Raw genomic sequence first — 23,697 nt, 5'->3', positions numbered from 1 at the left:
GGGGGGTGCGGGGGGGGGCACGGCCCGTTCCTTTCCCCGTCCCACCGCGGGGCCCCTGTTTGTGGTCCCCCTCCCCGGGGGGTCTCCGCCCCGGGCCCCGGGATTCCCCCGGGGAACGGCAATTAATGGTCGTTAGCTGACGAGGCGAAAAGTCCTCCCTGTCGCGCAGCGATGGGCAGGGGGACCGCCGCCGCAGGCGGGGGTGGAGGGGCAGCGGCGGCAGCGCCATAGCCCCTCCGTCAGCGCTTCGCGCTGCCACCTCCCCATGGCTGCGCCACAGGGAGAATATATGTCCACAACTGGCAAGCCGCCCATTATTCTCGCTTCCGCCTTACGCGGGGTCTGATGCGGCCGACCGTCTTCGCAAAGCGCCGAACCGGTACAGAAAATCCCTTCCGCCTATGGGCGGCTAGCTTATGAGCGTCTTATACAATCACGTTGACGGGTCAGTCGCATCGTTTGCAGGCCGATCGTCGCTACGGAGCATCACATTGATCAAAAGCCTGTTGTTCGCTGCCGTGGCCAGCCTGCCCTTCGCCAGCTGCTCCGATGCAGCCAACGGGCAGGCGGCGGCTTCCGCCAAACCCTCCGCGCCCGCGCAGCGCGGCGAGGGGCAGCCTTATGAAATCTCCGACACCGAAGTCTGGGATGTCGCCGATCCCGTTTCGGGTCGCACGTACCAGGTCTTCGTCGCGCTACCGCCCTCCTATGGAGAGCAGCCCCAACGCCGCTACCCGGTGCTCTATGTCACCGATGCCGATTACGCCTTTCCGGTGATCAAACAGATCGGTCGGCGCCTGAATGTCGAGCGGCCCAATGTCGAAGAATTCATCCTCGTCGGCTTGTCCTACGCGAAGGGAGAGGGCGGGATGCAAAGTCGGCGGCGCGATTATACGCCGACGCCGAACGGACCCAGCACCGCGCCCGCCGACGCCGAACATGGCAAGGCCGCAGCCTACGCCGCCTATGTGCGCGATCAGGTTTTGCCCTTTGTCGCCGAGCGTTACCGCACTGACGAACGCCGCCGGCTGTTCTTGGGCCATTCCTATGGCGCGCTGTTGGGCACCGAAATATTGTTCAGCGAGCCGCGCTTGTTCGACGGCTATATCCTCGGCAGCCCGTCGTTCTGGTACGACCGCCACCATATGGCCGGTCAGGAAAAGGCCTATGCCGCCAAGCACAAGGATCTGCCCGCGCGCGTCTATATGTATATCGGCGAATATGAAGAAATGCGGCCGGGCGATCCGCGCTATGCCAAGGACGTCAATATGGTGACCGATACCCGGGCCATGGATCGGGCGCTGCGGTCACGCGACTATCCTTCGCTACGCATAGAGGCGGAGGTGTTGAACGATGAAGATCACTTCACCGTCGCGCCGCGCGGTTTTACCCGCGGATTGAAATATCTGCTCCCGGCCAAGGCGAAGTGAAGCCCGATCGGCTCAGACGCTCTTTCCCGAATCCAGTGCATAGCCCGCTGATCGCACCGTGCGGATGATGTCCGTGGTCCCTGGCAGGTTGATCGCCTTGCGCAGCCGCCGGATATGCACGTCGACGGTGCGCAATTCGATGTCGCTGTCCTGACCCCACACGCTGTCGAGCAATTGGCCGCGCGAAAAGACGCGGCCGGGATGCTCCATGAAATGGCGCAGCAGGCGGAATTCGGTCGGCCCCATCGCGACCGTCTGGCCACCCCGGATCACCTTGTGCGCGACCGAGTCCAGCTCGATGTCGGCATAGGTCAGCAGCTCGCCCGCCAGCGCCGGGCGCAGGCGGCGGAGCACCGCCGACACGCGCGCGACCAGTTCGCGCGGGCTGAACGGTTTCGTGACATAGTCGTCGGCGCCGGTTTCTAGCCCGCGGATGCGGTCCTCTTCCTCGCCGCGCGCGGTCAGCATGATGATCGGGACATTCGCCGATTTGGGATTGCGGCGCAGGCGGCGGCACACTTCGATGCCGGGCAGGCTTTCGATCATCCAGTCGAGCAGGACGATGTCGGGGACGCGCTCCTCGACCAGCACCAGCGCCTGTTCGCCGTCGGGCGTTTGCCGGACTGAAAAACCCTCGCGCGCGAAATGCCAGACGATGAGTTCGGCAATCGCCTCGTCATCCTCGATCAGCAGCAGGTCGGGTTGCGGCATCAGCCTTGCTCCTGCTCCGCGGCGCCATCTTCGGGCTGCTCGCCGCGCTCGCGCTCCTCCATATGTTCGCCGGTGACGACATAATAGACCATCTCGGCGATGTTGGTCGCATGGTCGCCCATCCGCTCGAGGTTCTTGGCAACGAACAGCAGGTGCGCGCTTTCCGAAATATATTTCGGATTTTCCATCATGAAGGTGACGAGGGTGCGAAAGATGCTGTTGTAGAAATCGTCGACATTCTTGTCGCGTACCGTGACCCGCACCGCGAGTTCGGCGTCGCGCGCCGCAAAGCTGTCGAGCGCGTCATGGATCAGTTCGGCGACGATCGACGACATCGACATCAGCAGCGGGATCGCCTCGATCGAGCGCGTCTGGTCCATCAGCGCGACGCGCTTGGCGATATTCTTGGCATAATCGCCGATGCGCTCGACGACCGAGACGATTTTCAGCGCCGCGATCATTTCGCGCAGGTCGTCGGCCATCGGCGCGCGCAGCGCAATCGTCTGCACCGCGAGTTGCTCGACTTCGCTTTCCAGCGCGTCGATCTTTTTGTCGTCGCGCACGACCTGCGCCGCGAGGTCGAGGTCGCCTTTGTGGAGCGCGGTCATCGCCTGGAGCAGTGCCTGTTCGGCGCGGCCGCCCATTTCGCTGATCAGCCCGCGCAAGCGGTTGAGGTCTTCGTCGAAAGCCTTGACGGTGTGATCGTTGACTACTGCCATCGTTCTGTCCTTTCGCGGCTACGGATCAACCGTAGCGGCCGGTGATATAGTCTTTGGTGCGTTCCTGCTTCGGGTTGGTGAAGATGTCGGTGGTCTTGCCATATTCGACCAGCGTCCCGAGGTGGAAAAAGGCGGTGCGCTGCGACACGCGGGCCGCCTGCTGCATGTTATGCGTGACGATCACGATCGCGAATTTACCGCGCAGTTCGTGGATCAGCTCTTCGATCTTCGCCGTCGCGATCGGGTCGAGCGCCGAGCAGGGCTCGTCCATCAGGATCACTTCGGGATCGACCGCGATCGCGCGCGCGATGCACAGGCGCTGCTGCTGCCCGCCCGACAAGGCGGTGCCGCTTTCGAGGAGGCGGTCCTTGACCTCGTCCCACAGCCCGGCGCGGACCAGCGCGCGCTCGACGATGACGTCGAGGTCGGCCTTGCTGGGCGCGAGGCCGTGGATGCGCGGGCCATAACCGACATTGTCGTAAATCGACTTGGGGAAGGGGTTCGGTTTCTGGAACACCATCCCGACGCGCGCGCGCAGCTGCACCACGTCCATCGATGGCGCGTAGATATCCTCGCCGTCGAGTTCGATCCGCCCCGTTACCTTGGCGCTCGCGACGGTGTCGTTCATGCGGTTGAGCGAGCGTAGAAAGGTCGACTTGCCGCAGCCCGACGGGCCGATGAACGCGGTGACCAGGTCGGTGCCGACGTCGATCGACACATTGTTGATCGCCTGTTTGTCGCCGTAAAACACGTCGACGCCCTGCGCCCGCATCTTGGGATCGATGATGGTCAAATCTTCGTGGGTCATATTCACCAGCGTTGTTCGAATTTGTTGCGAAGATAGATCGCAAAGGCGTTCATCGACAGCAGCACGACAAGCAGCACGATGATCGCGGCGGAGGTTTTCTCGACAAAGCCCCGGTCGACTTCGTCCGACCAGAGGAATATCTGCATCGGCAGCACGGTCGAGGGCGAACAGATACCACCCGGCACGTCGCCGATAAAGGCGCGCATGCCGATCAGCAGCAGCGGCGCGGTTTCGCCCAGCGCGCGCGCCATGCCGATGATCGTGCCGGTCAGGATGCCGGGCAGCGCAAGCGGCAACACATGGTGGAACACCACCTGCACCGGGCTGGCGCCGACGCCCAGCGCCGCGTCGCGGATCGACGGCGGCACCGATTTGATCGCGTTACGGCTGGCGATCACGATCACCGGCATCGTCATCAACGCCAAGGTCAAGCCGCCCACCAGCGGGCTCGCCTGACAGATACCGAACCAGTTGATGAACACCGCCAGCGCGAGCAGGCCAAAGATGATCGACGGCACCGCGGCCAGATTGTTGATCGACACCTCGATCAGGTCGGTCCAACGGTTCTTCGCCGCATATTCTTCCAGATACAGCGCCGCGAGCACCCCGGTCGGGAATGCGATCAGGAAGGCGATGAAGATCGTCAGCAGCGATCCTTTCAGCGCGCCCCAGATTCCCGCGACCGCGGGATCGGTCGCGTCGGCATTCTTGAAGAACGGCCAGTGGATGCCGGTCGACAGCTTGCCGTCCCGCTCCAGCGCATCGACCTGCGCCCCCAGCGCGCCCGCCGCGCCGTCCTTCGCTGCCATGTCGACCGCGCTCGCGGTTGGCAGCTCGAACACCGTCTTGCCGTCGAGCAATTCGGGATCGTCCTTGATCGCGCTGCGCACTTCCTTCCACGCATTTTCCGAAATCAGCTCGGACCCGCCGTCGCCCAGCGCCTCGTCGGCGGCAAAGGCGACGATGTCAGCCAGCCCCGCGCTCGCGATCACTTGGTCGGCATCGGCGTCGCCCAGCCGCGCCTTATCGATCGTCAGCGGCATCGCCTTGAAATCGATCGGCACCGCGACATTGGTATAGGTAAAGCCGCGCGCGCCGTTGCCGACCATCACGAACAGCAGGAACGCCAGGAACGCGCCCGACAGCAGCACCGCGCCCAGCCCGATGAACTTGAAGCGGCGTTCGGCGGCGTAGCGGCCCGCGATGCGTTTCTGCATCGCCGCGCCTTTCCAGTCGGTGGGATTGGTGGGCTTATTCATAAGCTTCGCGATACTTCTTCACGATCCTCAGCGCGGCGATGTTGAGCAGCAGGGTCACGACGAACAGCACCAGCCCCAGCGCAAAGGCGGCGAGCGTCTTGGCGCTGTCGAATTCCTGGTCGCCGGTCAGCAGCTTGACGATCTGCGCGGTCACCGTGGTGACGCTGGCAAAGGGGTTGGCGGTCAGGTTCGCCGACAGGCCGGCGGCCATCACCACGATCATCGTCTCGCCGATCGCGCGGCTGACCGCGAGCAGGATGCCGCCCATCACGCCGGGCAAGGCGGCGGGGATCAGCACCTGACGGATCGTCTCGTTCGGCGTCGCGCCCAGCGCCAGCGATCCGTCGCGCATCGCCTGCGGCACCGCGTTGATGCTGTCGTCGGCCATCGAGGAGACGAAGGGGATGATCATCACCCCCATCACGATGCCCGCCGCCAGCGCGCTTTCGGTCGACGCGTTGGGGATGCCCAGCATCACCGCAAATTCGCGCAGGGCTGGGGCGACGGTCAGCGCGGCGAAATAGCCATATACGACGGTCGGCACCCCGGCGAGGATCTCCAGCATAGGCTTGACCCAGCGGCGCACCACCGGCGCGGCATATTGGGTCAGATACACCGCGGTCATCATCCCGATCGGGATCGCGACGATCATCGCGATGATCGCGCCGATCAGCACGGTGCCCCAGAACAAGGGGATGCCGCCGAACGTATCGTCGACCGGTGCCCCGCTCTGCGGTGCCCAGTTGGTCCCGAACAACAGCTCCATCGGCGATACCAGCTGGAAAAAGCGGATCGATTCGAACAGCAGCGACAACACGATGCCAAAGGTGGTCAGGATCGCGACGAGTGACGCGAGCAGCAGGAACGCCATCACCGTGCGCTCGACCCGCGTCCGCGCCCGGAAATCGGGTTTGATGCGCGTGAAGGCATAGAGTCCGCCCGCCAGTGCCAGCGCCAGCATCGCCGCAATGCCAATCCACGCATATTTATGCGCCGCGTCGGCATAGGGTTGGACCAGCGGCGCCGCGGCGGGCAGCCGCACCGCGTCCTGCCTGCCTAGCGCCACGCTGCGCGCATCGGACAAGATGGCGCCGCGCTCGAAACCGAACGACGGCAGCGACTGCGCCGCCTCGTCGGTCAAAACCTCGTTGGTGATCAGCCCCGGCGACACCGACGACCAGACGGCCAGGAACATCGCCGCGGGCGCGAACAGCCACAGGGCGACGTACCAGCCATGATATTGCGGCCGCGAATGCAGCTTGGTCCCCGCGCGCCCCGCCAGCAGGTTCGACCGCTGCCGACCGGCAATCCAGCCGATCAGCGCGAGGCCCGCGATCAGGAGTAACAGGGCGGCGGCGTTGAAGGTCACGTTTCAGTGATTCCCAGTTTTTCGTTTTGCATCGAGCGCCCAACTTCCGTTCGTCTTGAACCCATATGGCCGTTCGTGTCGAGCGATGTCGAGACACCCATCGGTCATGCAGTCCTTCGGGGCATCTCGACTTCGCTCGATGCGAACGGGAAGAGAGGCCGGGCCAACGGGGGTAGGCGGGTCCAAAAAACCGGTGACCGGCGCAGGCCGAAACCCGCCCCGGTCACCAGCGGGGGGAAACTTACTTCAGCTCGGCACCGTTCAGCGCGGTCATGCCGGTGCCGTTCGCCGCCGCGGCGTTCGCGATCGGCTTGGGCGACACGATCAGGCCCTTGCTGTTCAGGTAACCGCCGTCGCCCGCGCCCTTCAGGAACTCGGCGACAAATTCGGCGAGACCGGGGACGACGCCGACATGCGCCTTCTTGATATAGATGAACAGCGGGCGCGATCCCGGATAGCTGCCGTCGGCGATCGCGGCATAGGTCGGTGAAACGCCCTGGATCGGCACCGCCTTGATCTTGCCCTTGTTCGCATCGAGATAGCTGAAGCCAAAAATGCCCAGGCTGGTCGGGTTCTTGTCGAGCTTCGAGATGATGAGGTTATCATTCTCGCCCTGCTCGACATAGAAGGGCGCACCGCGCAGCGCGGTACAGGTCGCTTCATGCTTGTCCTTGTCGCTGTCCTTCAGCGCCTTCATCTCGGGGTTCGCATCGCAACCGCGGCCCAGGATCAGCTCCTTGAACGCGTCATAGGTACCACTGGTCGACGGCGGGCCGAACACCGAAATGGCGACCGCGGGAAGCGCCGGGTTGACGTCTTTCCACGTTTTGGCGGTGTTGGATTTGCCATAGGGGTTTGCGGCCAGCGCCTTATAGATATCTTCTTCGGTCAGCTTGAAGCCGGGGCCGCGCGTCGCTTCGCCCAGCGCGATGCCGTCGATGCCAATCTGGACTTCGACGATATCCTTGACGCCATTGGCGACGCAGCTGTCGAATTCCTTTTTCTTAATCCGGCGCGAAGCGTTGGCGATGTCGGGAGTGTCGCCGCCGACGCCCGAACAAAAGCGCTCAAAACCGCCACCGGTGCCGGTGCTGTCGATCTTAGGCGTCTTGTTGCCCGTCGCTTCGGCGAATTTCTCACCGACCGCGGTGGCAAAGGGATAGACCGTCGACGAACCGACCGCGCTGATATAATCGCGCGCGGCGCCACCCGACGAAGCCTGATCCTGACAGGCGGAAAGCGCCAGCGCGCACACGGCGGCGCCAACGACGCCAAGGGTGCGGGGCGAGAATTTCTGAGCCATGGAAAATCCTGTTGATGGGGGTCGTTACCGAACCAAGCCACCACCCCCGCGGCGACTCGCTGAGCGCCATTTGGGGGTTTTGTGTGACGTGTTTGTGACAGTGAATGTCATGGAAGTGTCATTGAAATCCGAGGAGCGCGCTATCTTCGGCAGTGTGCTCTGCCACCTGAATTCTGGACCAGTTGCGGTTAGAGTTTTCTGCCGTATGCACTGCTACCCAACCTTGGACCACGCGGGTCTAGAGTTTTCCGCCTTACTCACATCCGGTGGGCTGGTTGCACCGGCTGAGTTTGCCAGCCGTATCGGGGGGATATTCCCGATCGCGCTGTGCGGTCGCTCTTCGTTGTAGTGTCTACGCCAAGCCTCCAGCTTTTCGCAAGCGTCTTGCAGTGACAGGAACCAGTGCGCGTTCAGGCATTCGCTCCGCAGTTTGCTGTTGAAGGCTTCGATGAACGCGTTGTCTGTGGGCTTACCAGGGCGGGAGAAGTCGAGGATCACGCCGCGTTGGTAAGCCCACAGATCCATGTCCCGCGATATAAATTCGCTGCCATTGTCCACCCGGATCATCTTCGGATAACCGATCTCCCTGCATGCCCGTTCCAGCGTGGCGACCACATCTTCACCGCGATAGCTGAACCGAGGATCGACCACGGGCGATAGCCGCGAGAACGTGTCGACCACTGTCAGAATGCGCAGCTTCCGACCAGTCGCCAACTGATCGTGCACGAAGTCCATCGCCCATACATCATTCGGACGGATCGCTGGTGCACGATCCTCCCGCAGCTTCGCTTTCACACGGCGCTTGGGCGTTTTATCACGCAGCTGCAAGCCCAACTCCCTGTAAAGCCTGTATACCTTCTTCATGTTCACGGCCCAGCCATCGCGGCGGAGGATGTAATACACCCGCCGGTAGCCATAGCGGACATGCGTCTCGCAGATCTCCCTGATACGCTTCTTCAGAAAGGCCGGATCGGTGCGACGGGACTGGTAGTGATAGGTTGATCGATCAAAGTGCAGCGCGGCACACGCCCTGCGGATCGTCACCTGCCAGTCCTGCCGAACCGCGTCGATAATCGCGCGCTTGCGATCCGGCCTCAGAGCGTTGGCCGCGCTTCGCTTGGCCGCCTGCGGCCCCGCTTGAGGACATCCTGCAGCATCTCGCGGTCAAGCGTCAGGTCCGCGACGATCTTCTTGAGCCGCCCATTCTCATCCTCGAGCTCGCGCAGCCGCCGCATCTCCGACGGCATTAGCCCCGCGTATTTCTTCTTCCAGTTGAAGTAGGTCGCCTGGCTGATCCCAGCCTTGCGACAGACTTCTGCAACCGGCGTGCCCTCCTCGCCCTGCTTGATGACGAACGCCTTCTGCGCGTCCGTGAACTTCGATGCCTTCATGCCGTAACTCCTCGCCCAGCCAAGGATATCTACGGCGGAAAACTCTAACCGCAACTGGTCCAGAATTCAGGTGGCAGAGCAGCGTGCATCAGGGCGGGCCAGGTGCCGCTGATGCCAACATGAGCGATATCGGCGGTTTGTTACCGATCGCGCTGTGCGGTCGTACTTCGTTATAATCTCTACACCAAGCCTCGCATTTTCGGATCGCGTCATCCAGGCTCATGAACCAATGCTGGTTCAGGCATTCCGCCCGGAACTTGCCGTTGAAGAACTCGATAAACGCATTGTCCGTTGGCTTGCCAGGCCTTGAGAAGTCGAGCGTCACTCCTTTCATGTAGGCCCCCAGATCCAGCTCGCGGGATATAAACTTGCTGCCCTGATCGACCCGGATTGAGGCTGGATAGCCGACCTCAGCACAGACCCGTTCCAGAACTTCCACCACATTCGGAGCGCGGAAGCGGAACCGCGGAACCACCGCCGGCGAGTAGCGGCTGAACGTGTCCACGACCGTCAGAACACGCAGCTTCGGACCTGTCGCCAACTGGTCATGGACGAAGTCCATGGCCCATACATCATTCACGCGGGAGGCCGCACAGCGGCCTTCACTCAGCTTTGCCTTTACCCGTCGCTTCGGCGCCTTCTTGCGCAGTTGCAGACCCATCTCCCTGTAAAGCCGGTAAACTCGCTTGCCGTTGATCGCTCAGCCTTCGCGTTGCAGCAGAACATGGATACGGCGATAGCCATACCGTACCCGCGTCTCCGCGATCTCCTTGATCCGTTGCTTGAGGTCAGCCTGATCGGTGCCCTTGCCACGATAGTGGTAGCTGGATCGTTCCGCCCGGAGCACGCTGCAGGCTCGCCGTATGCTGACCGGCCATGTGCTGCGAACATTATCGACCAGCTCGCGCCGCCGATCAGGCCTCAGAGCGTTGGCCGCACTTCGTTTGGCCGCCTGCGGCTCCGCGAGACGACATCCTGCAACATCGCCTTGTCCAGACTGAGATCCGCCACCAGACGTTTGAGCTTGGCGTTCTCGTCCTCGAGCTGCCGCAGACGCTTCATCTCCGACGGCATCAACCCGGCATATCTTTTGCGCCAGTTGTAGTACGTCGCCTCGCTGATCCCGGCATTGCGACACACCTCGCCGACCGACGTCCCATCGTCCGCCTGCTTGAGCACGAAAGCAATCTGCGCCTCCGAAAACTTCGATCTCTTCATCAAACCCTCCGTATTCTGGCCCTCCGATCATAACTGGAATTTTCCAGCTCGAAACGGTCCAGAATTCCGGGTGCAGGTCAGTGGAGACGGGGCGCGGGGCGAGGGGGTTCGCGCGGCGGGTATCATAATACCCATTCGAAACTTTGGAGGCTGAGGGAGTGACAAGTATGACAAGATTGGAGTTATTTTGCGCCAACGGGGCGGCCCGCCGGCCCGCCGAATTCATACGCGCGGCGCCCCGCCCGCGTGCTATCATCCGGCTTTACGGGTGAATGTCGGCGATGGGGCCGACTCGCTTCCCCCGCGACAGGTTGCCGACAAGGCCGCGCTCCGCGGTCCGGGTCGACCGGGAAGGCATGGCCGCAGGCCGCCGATATGGCGCAGATCAACCTGGGCCGCACCCTTGGGCTGGCAGTGGTGCTTGCGTCCGACGCGCCGCTGCTGCTGCTCGACGAGCGGCTGGAGATCGTCGCGGCGAGCGACAGTTTCTGTGCCGCGTTTAGTATCGATCCCGACACCGTCACCGGCCAGTCGATCTATGCGCTCGACAACCAGCAATGGGATCTGCCGCGGCTCCACTCGCTGATCGACGCAACCCTGTCGGGGCAGGCGGAGGTCGAGGCGTATGAGATGGAGATCGACACCAGCGCCGGGGCGACGCGCTGCGTCGTCGTCAAGGCGCAGCGGCTGGACTATGGCGACAGCCAGCAGACGCGGATGCTGGTCACCGTCATCGACGTCACCGACGCGCGCGCGAGTGAAAAGCGGCAGAAAAGTCTGGTCCTCGACAACGCCGCGTTGCTCCACGAAATGCAGCACCGCGTCGCCAACAGCCTGCAGATCATCGCCAGCATCCTGATGCAGAGCGCGCGCAAGGTGCAGTCGAAAGAGGCGCGCGGGCATCTGAGCGACGCGCATCAACGCGTGATGTCGATCGCGACCCTGCAACGCCACCTTGCCCATTCGGATGGCAGCGCAGTCGAGCTCGAACCCTATCTGGCGCAGCTGTGCGCCAGCATCGGCGCGTCGATGATATATGACCGCGAACAGCTGACGCTGACCACCGCGGTCGACCCAGTGTCGGTCGGCGGCGACATGTCGGTCAGCATCGGGCTGGTCGTCACCGAACTGGTGATCAATTCGCTGAAGCATGCTTTCCCCGAAGGACGCCAGGGCCATGTCATCGTCGGCTATGCGGCCCAGGGCGACGACTGGACGCTGTCGGTCAGCGACGACGGCGTCGGCATCCCCGAAACCGGCGCGGATTCGCAAGCCGGCCTCGGCACCCGCATCGTCCAGGCGCTCGCCAAACAGCTCGGCGCCGAGATCACGGTGAAGGATACCACGCCGGGAACGCGCGTATCTCTGGTCCACACCAAAGCGATCGCGCGCGAAGTCGCGGCAAACGACCCGGCGGAGGAAACGGCGGTTTGATTTGGTCTGCTTCCCGGACTTGAGCCGGCGGCCATCTCAAATTCCGTTCGTGTCGAACGGGAATGCGGGGGTAGCGTTAGGACGAAACGGAAGCCGACGCCGCTACTTCAACATCGGCGCCAGATACTGCCCCGTGAAACTGCGCGGGTTCTTCGCGACCTGCTCGGGCGTGCCGCTCGCGACAATCTCGCCGCCCTTCACGCCGCCCTCGGGGCCAAGGTCGAGGATGTAGTCGGCGGTCTTGATGACGTCCAGATTATGCTCGATCACGATCACGCTGTTGCCCTGTTCGACCAGTTGTTGGAGCACTTCGAGCAGCTTGCGGACATCCTCGAAATGGAGCCCGGTGGTCGGCTCGTCGAGAATATACAGCGTCTGTCCGGTCGAGCGCCGCGACAATTCCTTGGCCAGCTTGACGCGCTGGGCTTCGCCGCCCGACAGGGTCGTCGCCTGTTGCCCGACCTTGATGTAACCCAGCCCGACGCGCACCAGCATCGCCATCTTCTCGCGGATCGACGGCACCGCCTTGAAGAATTCGGTCGCATCCTCGACCGTCATGTCGAGCACGTCGGCGATGCTGTGGCCCTTGAACTTTACCTCGAGCGTTTCGCGGTTGTAGCGTTTGCCGTGGCACGTTTCGCACGTCACATAGACGTCGGGCAGGAAGTGCATCTCGATCTTGATCAGTCCGTCGCCGGTGCATGTCTCACAGCGCCCGCCCTTGACGTTGAAGCTGAAGCGCCCCGGCTTGTACCCGCGCGCCTGGCTTTCTGGCAGCCCCGCGAACCAGTCGCGGATGATCGTGAACGCGCCGGTGTATGTCGCGGGGTTGCTGCGCGGCGTGCGGCCGATCGGCGACTGGTCGATGTCGATCACCTTGTCGCAATGCTCCAGTCCTTTCAGGCTGTCGTGCGGCCCCGCGATCATCCGCGCGCCGTTGAGCACGCGCGCCGCGCTGGCATAAAGCGTGTCGATGATCAGGCTCGATTTGCCGCTGCCCGACAGGCCGGTGACGCAGGTGAAGGTGCCGAGCGGAATCTTGGCGGTGACATTGTTGAGGTTGTTGGCGCGCGCGCCCTTGAGCACGAGGTCGAAGCCATTGCCTTTGCGGCGGTGCGTAGGGATGTCGATCTTCTTCGCGCCGGTGAGGTAAGCAGCGGTGAGGCTGTTCTCGTTCGCGAGCACCCGTTCAAGGGTCCCCTCGGCGACGATCTCGCCGCCGTGCAGACCAGCGCCCGGCCCCATGTCGACGATATAGTCGGCGTGACGGATGGCATCCTCGTCATGTTCGACGACGATCACCGTATTGCCAAGGTCGCGGAGGCGTTTAAGCGTCGCGAGCAGGCGGTCGTTGTCGCGCTGGTGGAGACCGATAGAGGGTTCGTCGAGGACGTAGAGCACGCCCGAGAGACCAGACCCAATTTGTGAGGCGAGGCGGATGCGCTGGCTCTCGCCGCCGCTGAGCGTTCCGCTGGTGCGGTTGAGGTTGATGTAATCGAGCCCGACATTATTGAGAAAGCCCAGCCGCGCGTTGATTTCCTTGAGGATCGCCTTGGCGATCTGCTGCTGCGTGTCGTTCAGTTTCTCGTCGAGGGTGGAGAACCACGCCAGCGCGTCGGCGACCGAGCGCTGCGCCGACATGCTGATGTCCTCACCCGCGATCTTCACCGCGAGCGGTTCGGGGCGCAGCCGCGCGCCGTGGCACGTCTCGCACGGCTGCGGCGTCTGATATTTGCTAAGCTCCTCGCGCATCCACGCACTCTCGGTCTGGAGCAGACGGCGGTTGAGGTTACCGATCACACCCTCGAACGCCTTGTGCGTCGTATAGCTGCGCCGCCCGTCCTTGAAGGTCAGCTCGACCGGCTTGCCGCCGCTGCCGTAGAGGATGATGAGCTGCACCTCGCCGGGCAGATCCTGCCACGGCGTCGTCAGGTCGAAACCATAGGCTTTGCCCAGGCTTTCGAGCACCTGCATATAATAAGGCGAGGGTGGGTTCGATTTCGCCCAAGGCACAACCGCGCCCTTTTTCAGGCTAAGCGCATGGTTCGGAACGACGAGGTCGGGGTCGAACTCCTGCCGCTCACCAAGCCCGTCGCACGCGGGGCAGGCGCCTTGCGGCGCGTTGAAACTGAACAGCCGCGGTTCGATCTCGGCGATCGTGAAGCCCGAAACGGGGCAGGAAAATTTCTCGGAGAAGATCAGGCGGTTTGCGGGGATGCCCGCGCCCTTCATCGCGCCGCCGCTATCCTCTTCTTCGCGCCCCGGTACCGGACCGTCTGCGAGGTCGACATAGGCGAGCCCCTCGGCGAGCTTCAACGCGGTCTCGAAACTGTCGGCGAGCCGCGTACCCAGCCCCTCGCGCACCGCGATGCGGTCGACGACCACCTCGATGTCATGCTTGTATTTCTTGTCGAGCGCCGGCGCTTCGCCGATCTCGTAAAATTCGCCGTCGATGCGGACGCGGGTGAAGCCGTCCTTTTGCCACTGCGCGAGTTCCTTCTTAAACTCGCCCTTGCGCCCGCGCACGACCGGGGCGAGCAGATAGGCGCGGGTGCCTTCGGGCAATTGCATTACCCGGTCGACCATCTGGCTGACCGTCTGCGCCGAAATCGGCTTACCGGTCGCGGGCGAATAGGGGATGCCGACGCGCGCCCACAGCAGACGCATATAGTCGTAAATCTCGGTCACCGTTGCGACGGTGGACCGGGGATTTCTGGACGTTGTCTTCTGCTCGATGCTGATCGCCGGCGACAGCCCGTCGATATGTTCGACATCGGGCTTTTGCATCATTTCAAGGAACTGGCGCGCATAGGCGGAGAGCGATTCCACATACCTTCGCTGCCCCTCGGCATAGATGGTGTCGAACGCCAGCGACGATTTGCCGCTGCCCGACAGGCCAGTGATCACCACCAGCGCATCGCGCGGCAGGTCGACGTTGACGCCCTTGAGGTTATGTTCGCGCGCACCGCGCACGGAGATGTGGGTGAGACTCATGGGAGATGCATGTTCCAGATTTGTTCTTGTGGCGCAAGGGGGCGTTTCGGCTCGGCATTGCGCTTTAGATAGGGTGCGTGGACACCCCCCGCAATGCACCGGCTTTCCACCAACATCCCAAAGGTTTCGACCAAGCGTCGTATCACTTGCTTGACCGCTTGGCGTCACGGGCGGACAAGCTGAATATGCCTTCGTCCCTTTGGGACGTTGCGGAGAACAGCAGGGAGACTGGGGAATGACCAAATTATTTGGAGGCGCTGCGAGCCTTGCGATTGCTGCGATGCTGGTTGGCACACCGGTGCTGGCAAAGGAAGTGGGGCCGGTTGCTTCGCTGACCGCGGCTGGTGACGAAGCCGCATCGGGCGCCGGGACGGAATCGCTGAAGGCGCTGACCTTTGGCAAGTGGGGCGTCGATCTGGACGCGCGCGACCCGACGGTAAAACCCGGCGACGATTTCGACCGATATGCCAATGGCGGCTGGTTCGCCCGCACCGAAATTCCGTCGGATCAGGCGTCGGCGGGGGTCGGTTATGATGTCTATAACCTGACCCAGCGCCAGCTTCGCAATGTCGTTGCCGGCGCACCCGCGACGAGCCAGGTCGGCGGACTGTATAAAAGCTTTATGGACGAAGCGCGGGTCGACGCGCTGGGTACCAAGCCGTTGATGGCGGACATCGCTGCCGTCGCCGCGATCAAGGACAAAGCCGAAATGGCGCGCTTCATGGGCGCCACGCAAGGGACGTTTGGATCGACGGTGGTGAGCGGCAGCCCCTATGCGGACACCGCCGATCCTACGGTCAATGTCCTTTGGCTGGGTCAGGCCGGGATCGGACTTCCCGATCGCGACTATTATCTGACCGACGGCTTCAAGCCGCAGCGCGATGCCTACCGCGCCCATATTGCGCGGACGCTGAAGATGGTCGGTAATGCCGACCCTGAGAAAGCGGCCGACGCGATCATGGCGTTCGAAACCGAAATAGCCAAAGTCAGCTGGGCGGTCGCCGACCGCCGCGACGTTGGCAAGGTCAACAATCCCATGTCGTCGGATGAACTGACGATTTATGCTCCCGGTCTGGATTGGAGCTCCTGGTTCGCGGGCGCTGGCATCGGACCGCAAAAGCGCCTGATCGTGACCGAAAAGACCGCGGTGCGCGATATCGCCGCGCTCTATGCCAAAACGCCGCTCGACACGATCAAGCTTTGGCAGCAATTCCATGTCGCCGACAATGCCGCGCCTTATCTGTCGAAGGTGTTCGTCGACAGCCGCTTTGAATATAGCAAAGCGCTGAGTGGCGTGTCCGAGCTGAGGCCCCGCTGGAAGCGCGGGCTGACCTTGGTCGATGGCAGTCTGGGCGAACTGGTCGGCGAAACTTATTCCACGCAATATTTCCCGGCGAGCGCCAAGGCAAAGATGGAGGTGCTCGTCACCAACCTCAAGCTGGCGATGGGTGACCGCATTCGTGCCAACAGCTGGATGGCGCCCGCAACCAAAGACGCCGCACTGGCCAAGCTGGCGAAGATGGACGTGATGGTCGGCTATCCCGACAAATGGCGCGACTATTCGGCGCTGAAGATCGATCCGACCGATCTTTACGGCAATGTGAAGCGCAGTTCGGCGTTCGAATATGCCTATGCGCTGGGCGATCTGAACAAGCCCGTCGATCGCAAGAAATGGGCGATGAACCCGCAGGAAGTGAACGCCTATAACGGCGGGCTGGAGAATAAGATCGTGTTCCCGGCGGGCATTTTGCAGGCGCCCTATTTCAGCGAAAGCGTCGACGACGCCGTCAACTATGGCGCGATCGGCGCGGTGATCGGGCACGAGATCATCCATGGTTTTGACGATCAGGGGCGCAAGATCGATGCCGAGGGCGCGGTGCGTGACTGGTGGACGGTGGAGGACGCAGCCAAGTTCGATGCCGCGGCGAAGGCATTCGGGGCGCAATATGCGACCTATGAAGCCGCGCCCGGCGCGTTCATCAATCCCGACCTGACGATGGGTGAAAATATCGCCGATCTCGCCGGGCTGGAGGTCGCCTACGACGCCTATCATCGCTCGCTCGGCGGCAAGCCTGCCCCGGTGATCGACGGGCTGACCGGTGATCAGCGCTTTTTCCTGGCGTTTGCACAAGCGTGGCGGGCGAAACAGCGCGAGGATGCGATCAAGCAGCAGGTGGCGAGCGACCCGCACAGCCCGGCGCGCTGGCGCATCATCGGGCCGGTCCGCAACGTCGATGCCTGGTACAAGGCGTTCAGCGTTCAAGCGGGTGCCAAATATTATCTGAAGCCCGAAGAGCGCATGAAAATCTGGTAAGTCCTGAGACCCCTTTCTCAGGACGGGGCGGGGGCGGCGTTGTGCCGTCCCCGTACCGCCATCACGGTCAGCGAGAGCGCCGCGCCGATGATCACGAACAGCGCCGGAAAACCGCCCAATACCGACATCATGCGGATGCCGTCGATGCCGCCGCTTGCCACGAGGACCAGCGCCACGAGCCCAACGGTGATGCCCCAAACCGCTTGCACCCCCAACGGAGCTTCGGGGGCGTCGGGGGTTATGCCGCGCGTCGACAGCGCGCTCATCGCCGAGACATTGGCATCGGCCCCGGCCACGTAGGACAGGAAGATCGCGAACAGGACCACGGCAGCAACGCCGGGTCCGCCGCCCAAAGCGCTGAACAGGCGGAACAGCACTGGGTCCGGTCCTTGCTCGGTCAGGATCGCATAGAGGCTGGCGCCGCTCTGCTGGTCGAGCGCGATGGTGGCCCCCGCAATTGCGGTCATCCACACCGCGCCGAACAAGGACGGCAGGATCAGATTGTAGAGGATGAAGGCGCGGACGCTGTAGCCGACGGAAAGTCGGCCCAGAAACAATGCGGTGACCGGCGCCCAGGCGAACCAATTGGCCCAATTAAAGATAGTCCACTGCCGATGCCAGTGGGTATCGACGTAGAGACCGAGATTGCGGGGAATAAAGGTTTGGAAGTAATCGACTCCGGCGCGCAGCGACAGACCGAGCATGTTGGCCGTCGGCCCCGCGATCAAAACAAAGGCGATGATCGCGAAAAACAACCAGGTGTTTAGCACCGAGAGGCCGGCGATGCCTTTTTGCAGGCCGGTCGCGGCGGAGATCAGGAAGCTGCCAACGATCGCCGCGGCGATGGCCCAGCGCAGCGGGGTGCCGCCGACGAAGCCGCCGATCCCCTCGATCCCGCCCGCCAGTGCGAGGATGCCTGCGCCCATCGATGCCGCCATGCCGGCGACGAGCGCGTAGAGGCAGACGATGTCGATCATAGTGCCGGCTGGGCCGTGCGCGCGCTGGCCCAGCAACGGAACGAACAGCGACGACAGGCTGAACGGTTCGCGGCGGTTGTAATAGACGAGCGCGAAGGCCAGCCCGGCGACGGTGTAGATGGCATAGGGCGTCAGCGTCCAGTGCAGGAACATCGTCGACATCGCAAAGGTCGCCGCGGCGTCGCTGCCGGGTTGTAACCCCAGCATCGCGGGCGGATCGTTGAGGTGGAACAGCGGTTCAGCGGCACCCCAGAACAATATGCCGGTGGCGATCGTTGTGCAGAGGGTCACGGCGAACCAGCGCCAGCGGGTGAGGATAGGTTTTGCCCCTGCGCCGCCAATGATCTGCCCACCCAGCGGCGACAGCGCAATCCCTGCTAGCAACGCCAGAAACGCGAGCCCGGCCCAGGCGAACAGCGGCGAGAAATGGTACAGAATCCAGTCGTTGATCGCGGTTTCGGCAGCAAGAACCGCGGCGCCTTGCCACAGGCTGAGGATCAACGCCGCGAGCAGGACCGCGAGCGGGGTGAAAAAGACCGGGCGATTGAGGGGGTGCTTCAGCGATGCTGGCAAATCGACGTCCGATCGGACAAGGTGGGGCGGGCGAGCATGACCTTTGACCTTGCCAAGGTCAATTCGCCAGCGGGAACGCCCTATGCGGCCATGCGTTGGACGGCCAAAGCTTTGGATTTCAGGAGTGACTTTGATGAGCAGAATGATTTTGGCGGCGGCCACCGCGTTGGCGCTGGTCGGCACCGGACAGGCAGCGGCGCTTCAAACCCCGGCCGCGACTCCAATCGAAGCGCCGGTGGCCGAAAAGAAGCTGCCCGACGGGACGACGCCGGAGGAACGGTCGAACACCGCGCGGCTGAACGCCGAACAGGCGTCGCGCGCCAAGGCTGAAACCACCACCTATGAGCAGGAAGTGTCGGCCGCTGCGCAGCAGGTCGCGCATGACCAGACCGAGTTCGCCGAAGAAACCGCGGTCTATGAAGCCGAAAAGGCGCGCGTCGCCGCGATGTCGGCTGAAGAGCGAATGAAGTGGGAGGCCGATGTCGCGGCGTGCAAGGCGGGCGATACCACCCGCTGCGCCCAGCCGGTCGCGCCGCAGCCGCGCTAACAGATCAATATTCCGTCGCTGGCGCCGACGTTTCGGCGACCAGCGGCTCGTCGCCGACCGCGCTGGAGGCGACGAGCTGCGCGTCGGATGTTCGCGTGCTCGCCTCGCGCGGCGGCTGGTCTGGAAAGCGGCCGCCATAGCGATAACCGTCATCGAGCTCGCCGGACTCTGGCGGATCAACGTCCACCGCGCCCAATTCCCGAAACTCATCACTCATCCGGCTTTCGCGGTCGGCGCGCAGACGGGCGGCGACGCCGTAGCTGTCGCGGCAATCGAGGCATGGCGCGGCGCCCCCGGCGGGTGGCGCCGCCGCGTCTGGATTGGCACTGAGGTGCGAATAAGTCGCGGGTTCGCCTGTTCCGCCGCCCAATCTTTGTCCGGCCGCCATCTCGCCCAGAAGCATCCCGCTCGTGACCCCGGCGAGCGCCAGCGCGGACCAGCGGAACAGCCGCACGCCGCTATGCCGACTCGCGGCGAAAGATAATTTTCTCGCCATATGCCGATTGGGCCATGCGCGCGCGTTGGACGCAAGTCCGACGTAATGAAATTGCACGCCAGCCGACCGTTCGTCGATGGAGGAACGGCTTTCGTCCGGTAATCGAGCCGCCGTTTGCGCCCATCGATCCAAACGCGATTCTGATGACGTCTAGGGGGTATCACCAACTTGCGGGATGCGGGGGTTCTGGTCTCCCCGGTCCGGAGCCCTCGTGTCCCGCATCATCCCCCAAGAGAGGACTCCCCCATGGCGAAGTTATCCCTAATCCTGCTGAGCGCGCCGATCGCGTGTATCGGCCTGAGCGTCCCGGCCGCGGCCGAAGACGAAGGCGAGCGGCGTACCGTTGTCGTGCGCTACAACGACCTGAACCTGGCGAGCGTCGAAGGGCGCGATCGGCTCAGTTCGCGCGTTAAGACGGCGGTGCGCACCGTGTGCAATAGTCGCCCGAATTATCGGCTGACGCTGGACGAGCGAGCCCACGCGCTGAATTGCGAGAAGGTAACGATGGCCGATGCCGATATTAAACTGGCGAGCCTGCTGAACGGTGATGGCACCCGGCTGGCCGACAGTGGCCAGACGATCATGGTTTCGGCGCCCTGACGGCGCGGCAAGTTTTGTCAAAAGGCGGTCGTGCTTGGACAGCATGGCCGCCTTTTCCGATTCAAGCGTGCATGATTGCCTTGACGTCGTGGAGATAGGTGCGCCCGACGCGGTGAACGCCGCCTTCGCCCAAATCGACGCTCCACGCGCCGTCACCATGATGTTTTAACCCGACGATACCATCGCGGCGCACCATTTTGGATCGGTGGATCCGCATGAACTGGTCGGGATTCATCCGCGCTTCCAATGATTTGATTGTCTGGTGGATCAGCCAGCTGCGCGCGCCGACGTGAAGTCGCATATAGTCGCGCTCGGCCTCAATCAGATCGACCTGACCCGCATCGATGCGCAGCATTTCGCCGCGGTTCTGGACCCAGAATTCGTTGATCCATTTGCTTTTCTGGCTCGGCGCCCGTTCGGTCGCGCGCCATTCGCGCACCCGCGCCAGCGCACGGGCAAGGCGATCGGGCGATACCGGTTTGAGCAGATAGTCGACCGCCGCGACATCGAAGGCGGCAACCGCATATTGGTCGAAGGCGGTGACAAAGATCACCGCGGGCGGATTGTCGAGCCGGTCAATCGCGGCGGCAACCTCGAGCCCGTTGAGGTCGGGCATCGCGATATCGCAGAGCACCAGGTCGGGGGCGAGCGCATCGACCATGCGCAGTGCGGAGGCACCATCGCTGGCGGTGCCGACCAGCGAGACGCCGTCCTGCTGCCCGGTCAAAATCTGTAACCGCTCGATCGCGAGCGGTTCGTCATCGACAATCAGGGTGCGCAGCGTCTGGATCATGGCTTAGCGAGCCTCCCGTGACAGTGGTAGCCAAAGCGACACGACAAAGCCGCCATCGTCCGACGGTCCCCATTCGCATCCGGCGGTCGGACCGTAGCGGGTCAGCAGTCGCTCGCGGACGTTCCCGAGGCCAAGCCCGGTGCCCGACGCCGGGGTCGGCGCCTTGGGATCAATGTCATTGTCGATGCGCAGCACCAACAGGCCATATTCGGCGCTGGCGCGCAGGCGGATCGCAATTTTACCCTTGGTCGGTGCAACCCCATATTTGATCGCATTTTCGATGATCGGTTGCAGGATCAGCACCGGGACGCAGGCGTTTTTCAGCTCGTCGGGCATCGTCACCTCGACCTGCAAGCGGTCGGGAAAGCGCGTCTGTTCGATGTCGAGATACAGGCGTTGCAGCGCGATCTCTTCCTCAAGACTGACTAGCTGTTCGGGATCGATCGCCAAGCTGGAGCGCAGGAAGGACGACAGGTTCATTATCATCGTCTCGGCCTCGCTTTTCGACCCGCGCATCACCAGCGCCGACAGCGAATTGAGCGTGTTGAACAGGAAGTGCGGATTGACCTGATAATGGAGCGCGCGCAGTTGCGCGTTCTTCGCCTCGAGCCGGAAATGATTGGCGCGCCGCTCGACCGCCTGCATCTCGCTTGCATAACCAAAGGCGACGTAGAGCGCCGCCCATACCGCGAAAAAGAAATACCAGCGGATCGAGCTGTCGAGGATCAGCACGGTTTCCCACGCGCCGGGGTATTTTGCCTGCATTTCTTCGATGATTTTCGCCGCTTCGGGTACCGGGAACCAGTAATAGAAGACGAACAGATTGACCGTGGCATAGACGATGACGAGCGGCACGGCGGCGCCCAGGGCTGCGGCAAGGCGCGCGCCAAAGCTTTGCGGCTGAGCGCGTTGGAGCAGTTGGTAGAGCACGAAGGTACATAATATTCCCGCGACGACCACCAGCCCGCGCCGTCCGGCCGATGCCCATTGCTCGGGCACGCCGGTCAGCAGGCCGAGCCCGGTGGTGATCAGGAAATAGAGCAGCCACATCGCGATGATCGATCCGATCGCGACGCGCGGATTGACGCGGGCATCGGAGGCGCGCCAGTCGGGCGCCGCCGCCAACATTTTTGCACGCTGGTCGCGCAGCGCGTCTTTGCGAAGGGTCATGTTCATTGCGCCTGCTTTAGCGTCAAAACCGGTAGCAAGGATAGCAGACACCGGGTCGCCAGTCGAAGGCGCGCGCGCATTGGTCGAAAGCCAGGCGCCTATCGCGTGCCCGGTTGCGGCAGCGCACGGCGCCAGCCGCCGCGCCGATACACCGCCCACGCCATCGCCAGCGAGGCGAGCGAGGACAGCGGGAAGCTCCACCAGATCGCGTCGGCGCCGAGCGCCGGATAGGCAAAATGATAGATGCCGAAGCGGATCGGGAACATCGACAGCGCCAGGATGATCAGCGGCGGGACGACCGACCCATTGGCGCGCAGGGTGCCGATGATGACGATGGTGGTGCCAAAGGGCAGGAAGGTCCAGGTCGCGATATACTGGATATGGCGCGACACCTCGATCGCCTCGCTGCCGCTGCCGAGGAACAGCGCGAGTGCGGCGCGGTCGAACAGCAGGAGCAGCGCGATCAGCACGCCGGTCATCGCGAGGTTAATCGTGATGCCGCTGTTGGTGATCGTCGCGACGCGATCCCAACGCTGCGCGCCGATATTCTGCGCCGCCATCGCGCTGACCGCGGCGCCGACCGCGAGCGCGGGCATCTGGATGTAATTCCACAGCTGGAGCGTGGCGCCATAGGCGGCGGCGGTGACGAGCCCTTCGCGGTTGACCAGCCCGACCATGACAAGCCCCGCACCCGAAATCACGAGCATCTGCGCGCCCATCGGCAGCCCGCGCGCGATGATGAAGCGCAGCTCGCGCCAGCTGGGCGACAGATAGGCAAGCTCGCGGCCGCGTAGGCGGAGCGGGTGGTCCTTGGCATAGAACCAGATGACCATGCCGATCAGGCTGATCGTCCCGGCAATCGCGGTCGCGAGCGCGCTGCCCGCGATGCCGAGGCGCGGGACGGGGCCGAGCCCGAGGATCAGCACCGGGTTCAGGACAATGTCGATGACGACGGTCAGCACCATGAAGCGCAGCGGCGTCACCGCATCGCCCGCGCCGCGCGACGCCATCATCAGCGTCACCGAAATCATGCTGGCGGGGATCGCGACAAAGGTGACGCGCAGATAATCATGAGCCAGCGCAAAGGCTTCGGGCGGGGTTTCGAGCAGGCGCAATATCGCGTCGGAGGTGAACCAGCCGACGATCGCAATGACAACCGCGAACAGCGCGGCAAGGCCGATCGCACCCCCTGCTGCGCGCCGAGCCGCGTCGATGTCGCCGCGCCCAATTGCCTGTCCGATCAGCACGGTCGCGGCCATGCCGAAACCGAAAAAGGTCGCGAACATCAGGAACATGATGATGTTGGCGTTGGCGGTCGCGGCGAGCGCGCTGTTGCCTAAGAATTGCCCGACCCAGATTGAATTGACCGAGCCGGAGAGCGTCTGAAGGACGTTCGACGCGAGCGTCGGGAGGGCGAAGATGATCAGCGTTTTCGCGATCGGTCCGCTGGTCAGGTCCATGCCGCCGCGCGCGGTCTGGCGCGGGGGGAGGGGTGCCGACGCGGGGTCGCTGGCGACCGCGACCGGGGTGAGAGTGATGGATTCGCCGTCGGTCATAAGCGGATCCTCCCCGTAACGGGGAGGGGGACCAT

17 protein-coding genes and 2 pseudogenes are annotated in these 23,697 nt (G+C 63.3%); 5 read left to right on the top strand and 14 right to left on the bottom strand.

Annotation, left to right across the window (positions count from 1 at the left end; genetic code table 11):
• The first annotated feature begins 491 nt into the window (after positions 1-491).
• Positions 492-1,430: an alpha/beta hydrolase-fold protein gene (locus tag K0M74_RS14140; RefSeq protein WP_293973642.1), complete on the top strand. Its 939-nt coding sequence runs from the start codon at positions 492-494 to the stop codon at positions 1,428-1,430.
• 12 nt (positions 1,431-1,442) lie between these two features.
• On the opposite strand, the gene phoB is transcribed toward K0M74_RS14140, so the two are convergent.
• The 8 genes and pseudogenes from phoB to K0M74_RS14100 form a co-directional block, all read right to left on the bottom strand.
• A complete protein-coding gene (phoB, locus tag K0M74_RS14135; RefSeq protein ID WP_293973639.1) occupies positions 1,443-2,141 on the bottom strand; it encodes a phosphate regulon transcriptional regulator PhoB in 699 nt (232 codons plus the stop codon).
• Entirely contained in the window at positions 2,141-2,860 is a 720-nt protein-coding gene (phoU, locus tag K0M74_RS14130; RefSeq protein WP_088441636.1) for a phosphate signaling complex protein PhoU, read from the bottom strand. Before phoU ends, phoB begins: the two co-directional genes overlap by 1 nt.
• Before the next feature lie 25 nt (positions 2,861-2,885).
• Entirely contained in the window at positions 2,886-3,668 is a 783-nt protein-coding gene (pstB, locus tag K0M74_RS14125; protein ID WP_293973649.1) for a phosphate ABC transporter ATP-binding protein PstB, read from the bottom strand.
• Positions 3,669-3,670: 2 nt separating this feature from the next.
• Complete coding sequence (gene pstA / locus K0M74_RS14120; protein WP_293973636.1) at positions 3,671-4,927, bottom strand: phosphate ABC transporter permease PstA; 1,257 nt, start codon at positions 4,925-4,927, stop codon at positions 3,671-3,673.
• Complete coding sequence (gene pstC / locus K0M74_RS14115) at positions 4,920-6,296, bottom strand: phosphate ABC transporter permease subunit PstC (RefSeq protein WP_293973633.1); 1,377 nt, start codon at positions 6,294-6,296, stop codon at positions 4,920-4,922. The genes pstA and pstC overlap by 8 nt, the downstream gene beginning before the upstream one ends.
• A 241-nt stretch (positions 6,297-6,537) precedes the next feature.
• A complete protein-coding gene (locus K0M74_RS14110; protein ID WP_293973630.1) occupies positions 6,538-7,599 on the bottom strand; it encodes a substrate-binding domain-containing protein in 1,062 nt (353 codons plus the stop codon).
• A gap of 213 nt (positions 7,600-7,812) precedes the next feature.
• A pseudogene (locus tag K0M74_RS14105) lies at positions 7,813-8,990 on the bottom strand (IS3 family transposase).
• An 88-nt stretch (positions 8,991-9,078) separates the two neighbouring features.
• A pseudogene (locus tag K0M74_RS14100) lies at positions 9,079-10,208 on the bottom strand (IS3 family transposase).
• A gap of 375 nt (positions 10,209-10,583) precedes the next feature.
• Here K0M74_RS14100 and K0M74_RS14095 point away from each other — a divergent pair.
• Entirely contained in the window at positions 10,584-11,642 is a 1,059-nt protein-coding gene (locus K0M74_RS14095) for a histidine kinase dimerization/phosphoacceptor domain -containing protein (protein WP_293973627.1), read from the top strand.
• A 102-nt stretch (positions 11,643-11,744) separates the two neighbouring features.
• Here K0M74_RS14095 and uvrA read toward each other — a convergent pair whose 3' ends face one another.
• Positions 11,745-14,636 carry an excinuclease ABC subunit UvrA gene (gene uvrA / locus K0M74_RS14090; RefSeq protein WP_293973624.1) on the bottom strand — a complete coding sequence of 964 codons (2,892 nt, stop codon included), beginning with the start codon at positions 14,634-14,636 and terminating at the stop codon, positions 11,745-11,747.
• Positions 14,637-14,871: 235 nt separating this feature from the next.
• Here uvrA and K0M74_RS14085 point away from each other — a divergent pair, with 235 nt between their 5' ends.
• Complete coding sequence (locus K0M74_RS14085) at positions 14,872-16,950, top strand: M13 family metallopeptidase (RefSeq protein WP_293973621.1); 2,079 nt, start codon at positions 14,872-14,874, stop codon at positions 16,948-16,950.
• A 17-nt stretch (positions 16,951-16,967) separates the two neighbouring features.
• Here K0M74_RS14085 and K0M74_RS14080 read toward each other — a convergent pair whose 3' ends face one another.
• Positions 16,968-18,500: a BCCT family transporter gene (locus K0M74_RS14080; protein ID WP_293973618.1), complete on the bottom strand. Its 1,533-nt coding sequence runs from the start codon at positions 18,498-18,500 to the stop codon at positions 16,968-16,970.
• A 133-nt stretch (positions 18,501-18,633) separates the two neighbouring features.
• Between K0M74_RS14080 and K0M74_RS14075 the strand changes: the two genes are divergently transcribed.
• Positions 18,634-19,047: a hypothetical protein gene (locus K0M74_RS14075; protein ID WP_293973615.1), complete on the top strand. Its 414-nt coding sequence runs from the start codon at positions 18,634-18,636 to the stop codon at positions 19,045-19,047.
• Positions 19,048-19,051: 4 nt separating this feature from the next.
• Here the strand turns inward: K0M74_RS14075 and K0M74_RS14070 are convergent, their stop codons facing one another.
• Positions 19,052-19,543, bottom strand: a complete 492-nt coding sequence (locus K0M74_RS14070) for a hypothetical protein (RefSeq protein ID WP_293973612.1) — start codon at positions 19,541-19,543, stop codon at positions 19,052-19,054.
• Between the two features lie 246 nt (positions 19,544-19,789).
• Between K0M74_RS14070 and K0M74_RS14065 the strand changes: the two genes are divergently transcribed.
• Positions 19,790-20,143, top strand: a complete 354-nt coding sequence (locus K0M74_RS14065) for a UrcA family protein (protein WP_293973610.1) — start codon at positions 19,790-19,792, stop codon at positions 20,141-20,143.
• A gap of 61 nt (positions 20,144-20,204) precedes the next feature.
• On the opposite strand, the gene K0M74_RS14060 is transcribed toward K0M74_RS14065, so the two are convergent.
• The 3 genes from K0M74_RS14060 to K0M74_RS14050 all read right to left on the bottom strand — a co-directional run bounded on the left by K0M74_RS14060 (position 20,205) and on the right by K0M74_RS14050 (position 23,662).
• Positions 20,205-20,936 carry a LytTR family DNA-binding domain-containing protein gene (locus tag K0M74_RS14060; RefSeq protein ID WP_293973607.1) on the bottom strand — a complete coding sequence of 244 codons (732 nt, stop codon included), beginning with the start codon at positions 20,934-20,936 and terminating at the stop codon, positions 20,205-20,207.
• Positions 20,937-20,939: 3 nt separating this feature from the next.
• Positions 20,940-22,106 carry a histidine kinase gene (locus tag K0M74_RS14055; protein WP_293973604.1) on the bottom strand — a complete coding sequence of 389 codons (1,167 nt, stop codon included), beginning with the start codon at positions 22,104-22,106 and terminating at the stop codon, positions 20,940-20,942.
• Between the two features lie 98 nt (positions 22,107-22,204).
• The gene (locus tag K0M74_RS14050) at positions 22,205-23,662 is read right to left on the bottom strand and encodes an MATE family efflux transporter (RefSeq protein ID WP_293973601.1); all 1,458 of its coding nucleotides are present in this window, start codon (positions 23,660-23,662) and stop codon (positions 22,205-22,207) included.
• Positions 23,663-23,697 lie beyond the last annotated feature (35 nt).

The sequence above is a fragment of the Sphingopyxis sp. genome (assembly GCF_019459305.1).
GTDB lineage: Bacteria > Pseudomonadota > Alphaproteobacteria > Sphingomonadales > Sphingomonadaceae > Sphingopyxis.
Note: the sequence above shows the minus strand (reverse complement) of the source record. Positions and strands in the feature narration are given on the sequence as shown.

Coding starts and splice junctions, on each gene's coding strand:
- uvrA (WP_293973624.1), bottom strand. CDS start 14,636: ATGAGTCTCACCCACATCTCCGTGCGCGGTGCGCGCGAACATAACCTC.
- K0M74_RS14085 (WP_293973621.1), top strand. CDS start 14,872: ATGACCAAATTATTTGGAGGCGCTGCGAGCCTTGCGATTGCTGCGATG.
- K0M74_RS14065 (WP_293973610.1), top strand. CDS start 19,790: ATGGCGAAGTTATCCCTAATCCTGCTGAGCGCGCCGATCGCGTGTATC.
- K0M74_RS14075 (WP_293973615.1), top strand. CDS start 18,634: ATGAGCAGAATGATTTTGGCGGCGGCCACCGCGTTGGCGCTGGTCGGC.
- K0M74_RS14060 (WP_293973607.1), bottom strand. CDS start 20,936: ATGATCCAGACGCTGCGCACCCTGATTGTCGATGACGAACCGCTCGCG.
- pstA (WP_293973636.1), bottom strand. CDS start 4,927: ATGAATAAGCCCACCAATCCCACCGACTGGAAAGGCGCGGCGATGCAG.
- pstB (WP_293973649.1), bottom strand. CDS start 3,668: ATGACCCACGAAGATTTGACCATCATCGATCCCAAGATGCGGGCGCAG.
- phoB (WP_293973639.1), bottom strand. CDS start 2,141: ATGCCGCAACCCGACCTGCTGCTGATCGAGGATGACGAGGCGATTGCC.
- K0M74_RS14055 (WP_293973604.1), bottom strand. CDS start 22,106: ATGACCCTTCGCAAAGACGCGCTGCGCGACCAGCGTGCAAAAATGTTG.
- K0M74_RS14095 (WP_293973627.1), top strand. CDS start 10,584: ATGGCGCAGATCAACCTGGGCCGCACCCTTGGGCTGGCAGTGGTGCTT.
- K0M74_RS14050 (WP_293973601.1), bottom strand. CDS start 23,662: ATGACCGACGGCGAATCCATCACTCTCACCCCGGTCGCGGTCGCCAGC.
- phoU (WP_088441636.1), bottom strand. CDS start 2,860: ATGGCAGTAGTCAACGATCACACCGTCAAGGCTTTCGACGAAGACCTC.
- K0M74_RS14070 (WP_293973612.1), bottom strand. CDS start 19,543: ATGGCGAGAAAATTATCTTTCGCCGCGAGTCGGCATAGCGGCGTGCGG.
- K0M74_RS14110 (WP_293973630.1), bottom strand. CDS start 7,599: ATGGCTCAGAAATTCTCGCCCCGCACCCTTGGCGTCGTTGGCGCCGCC.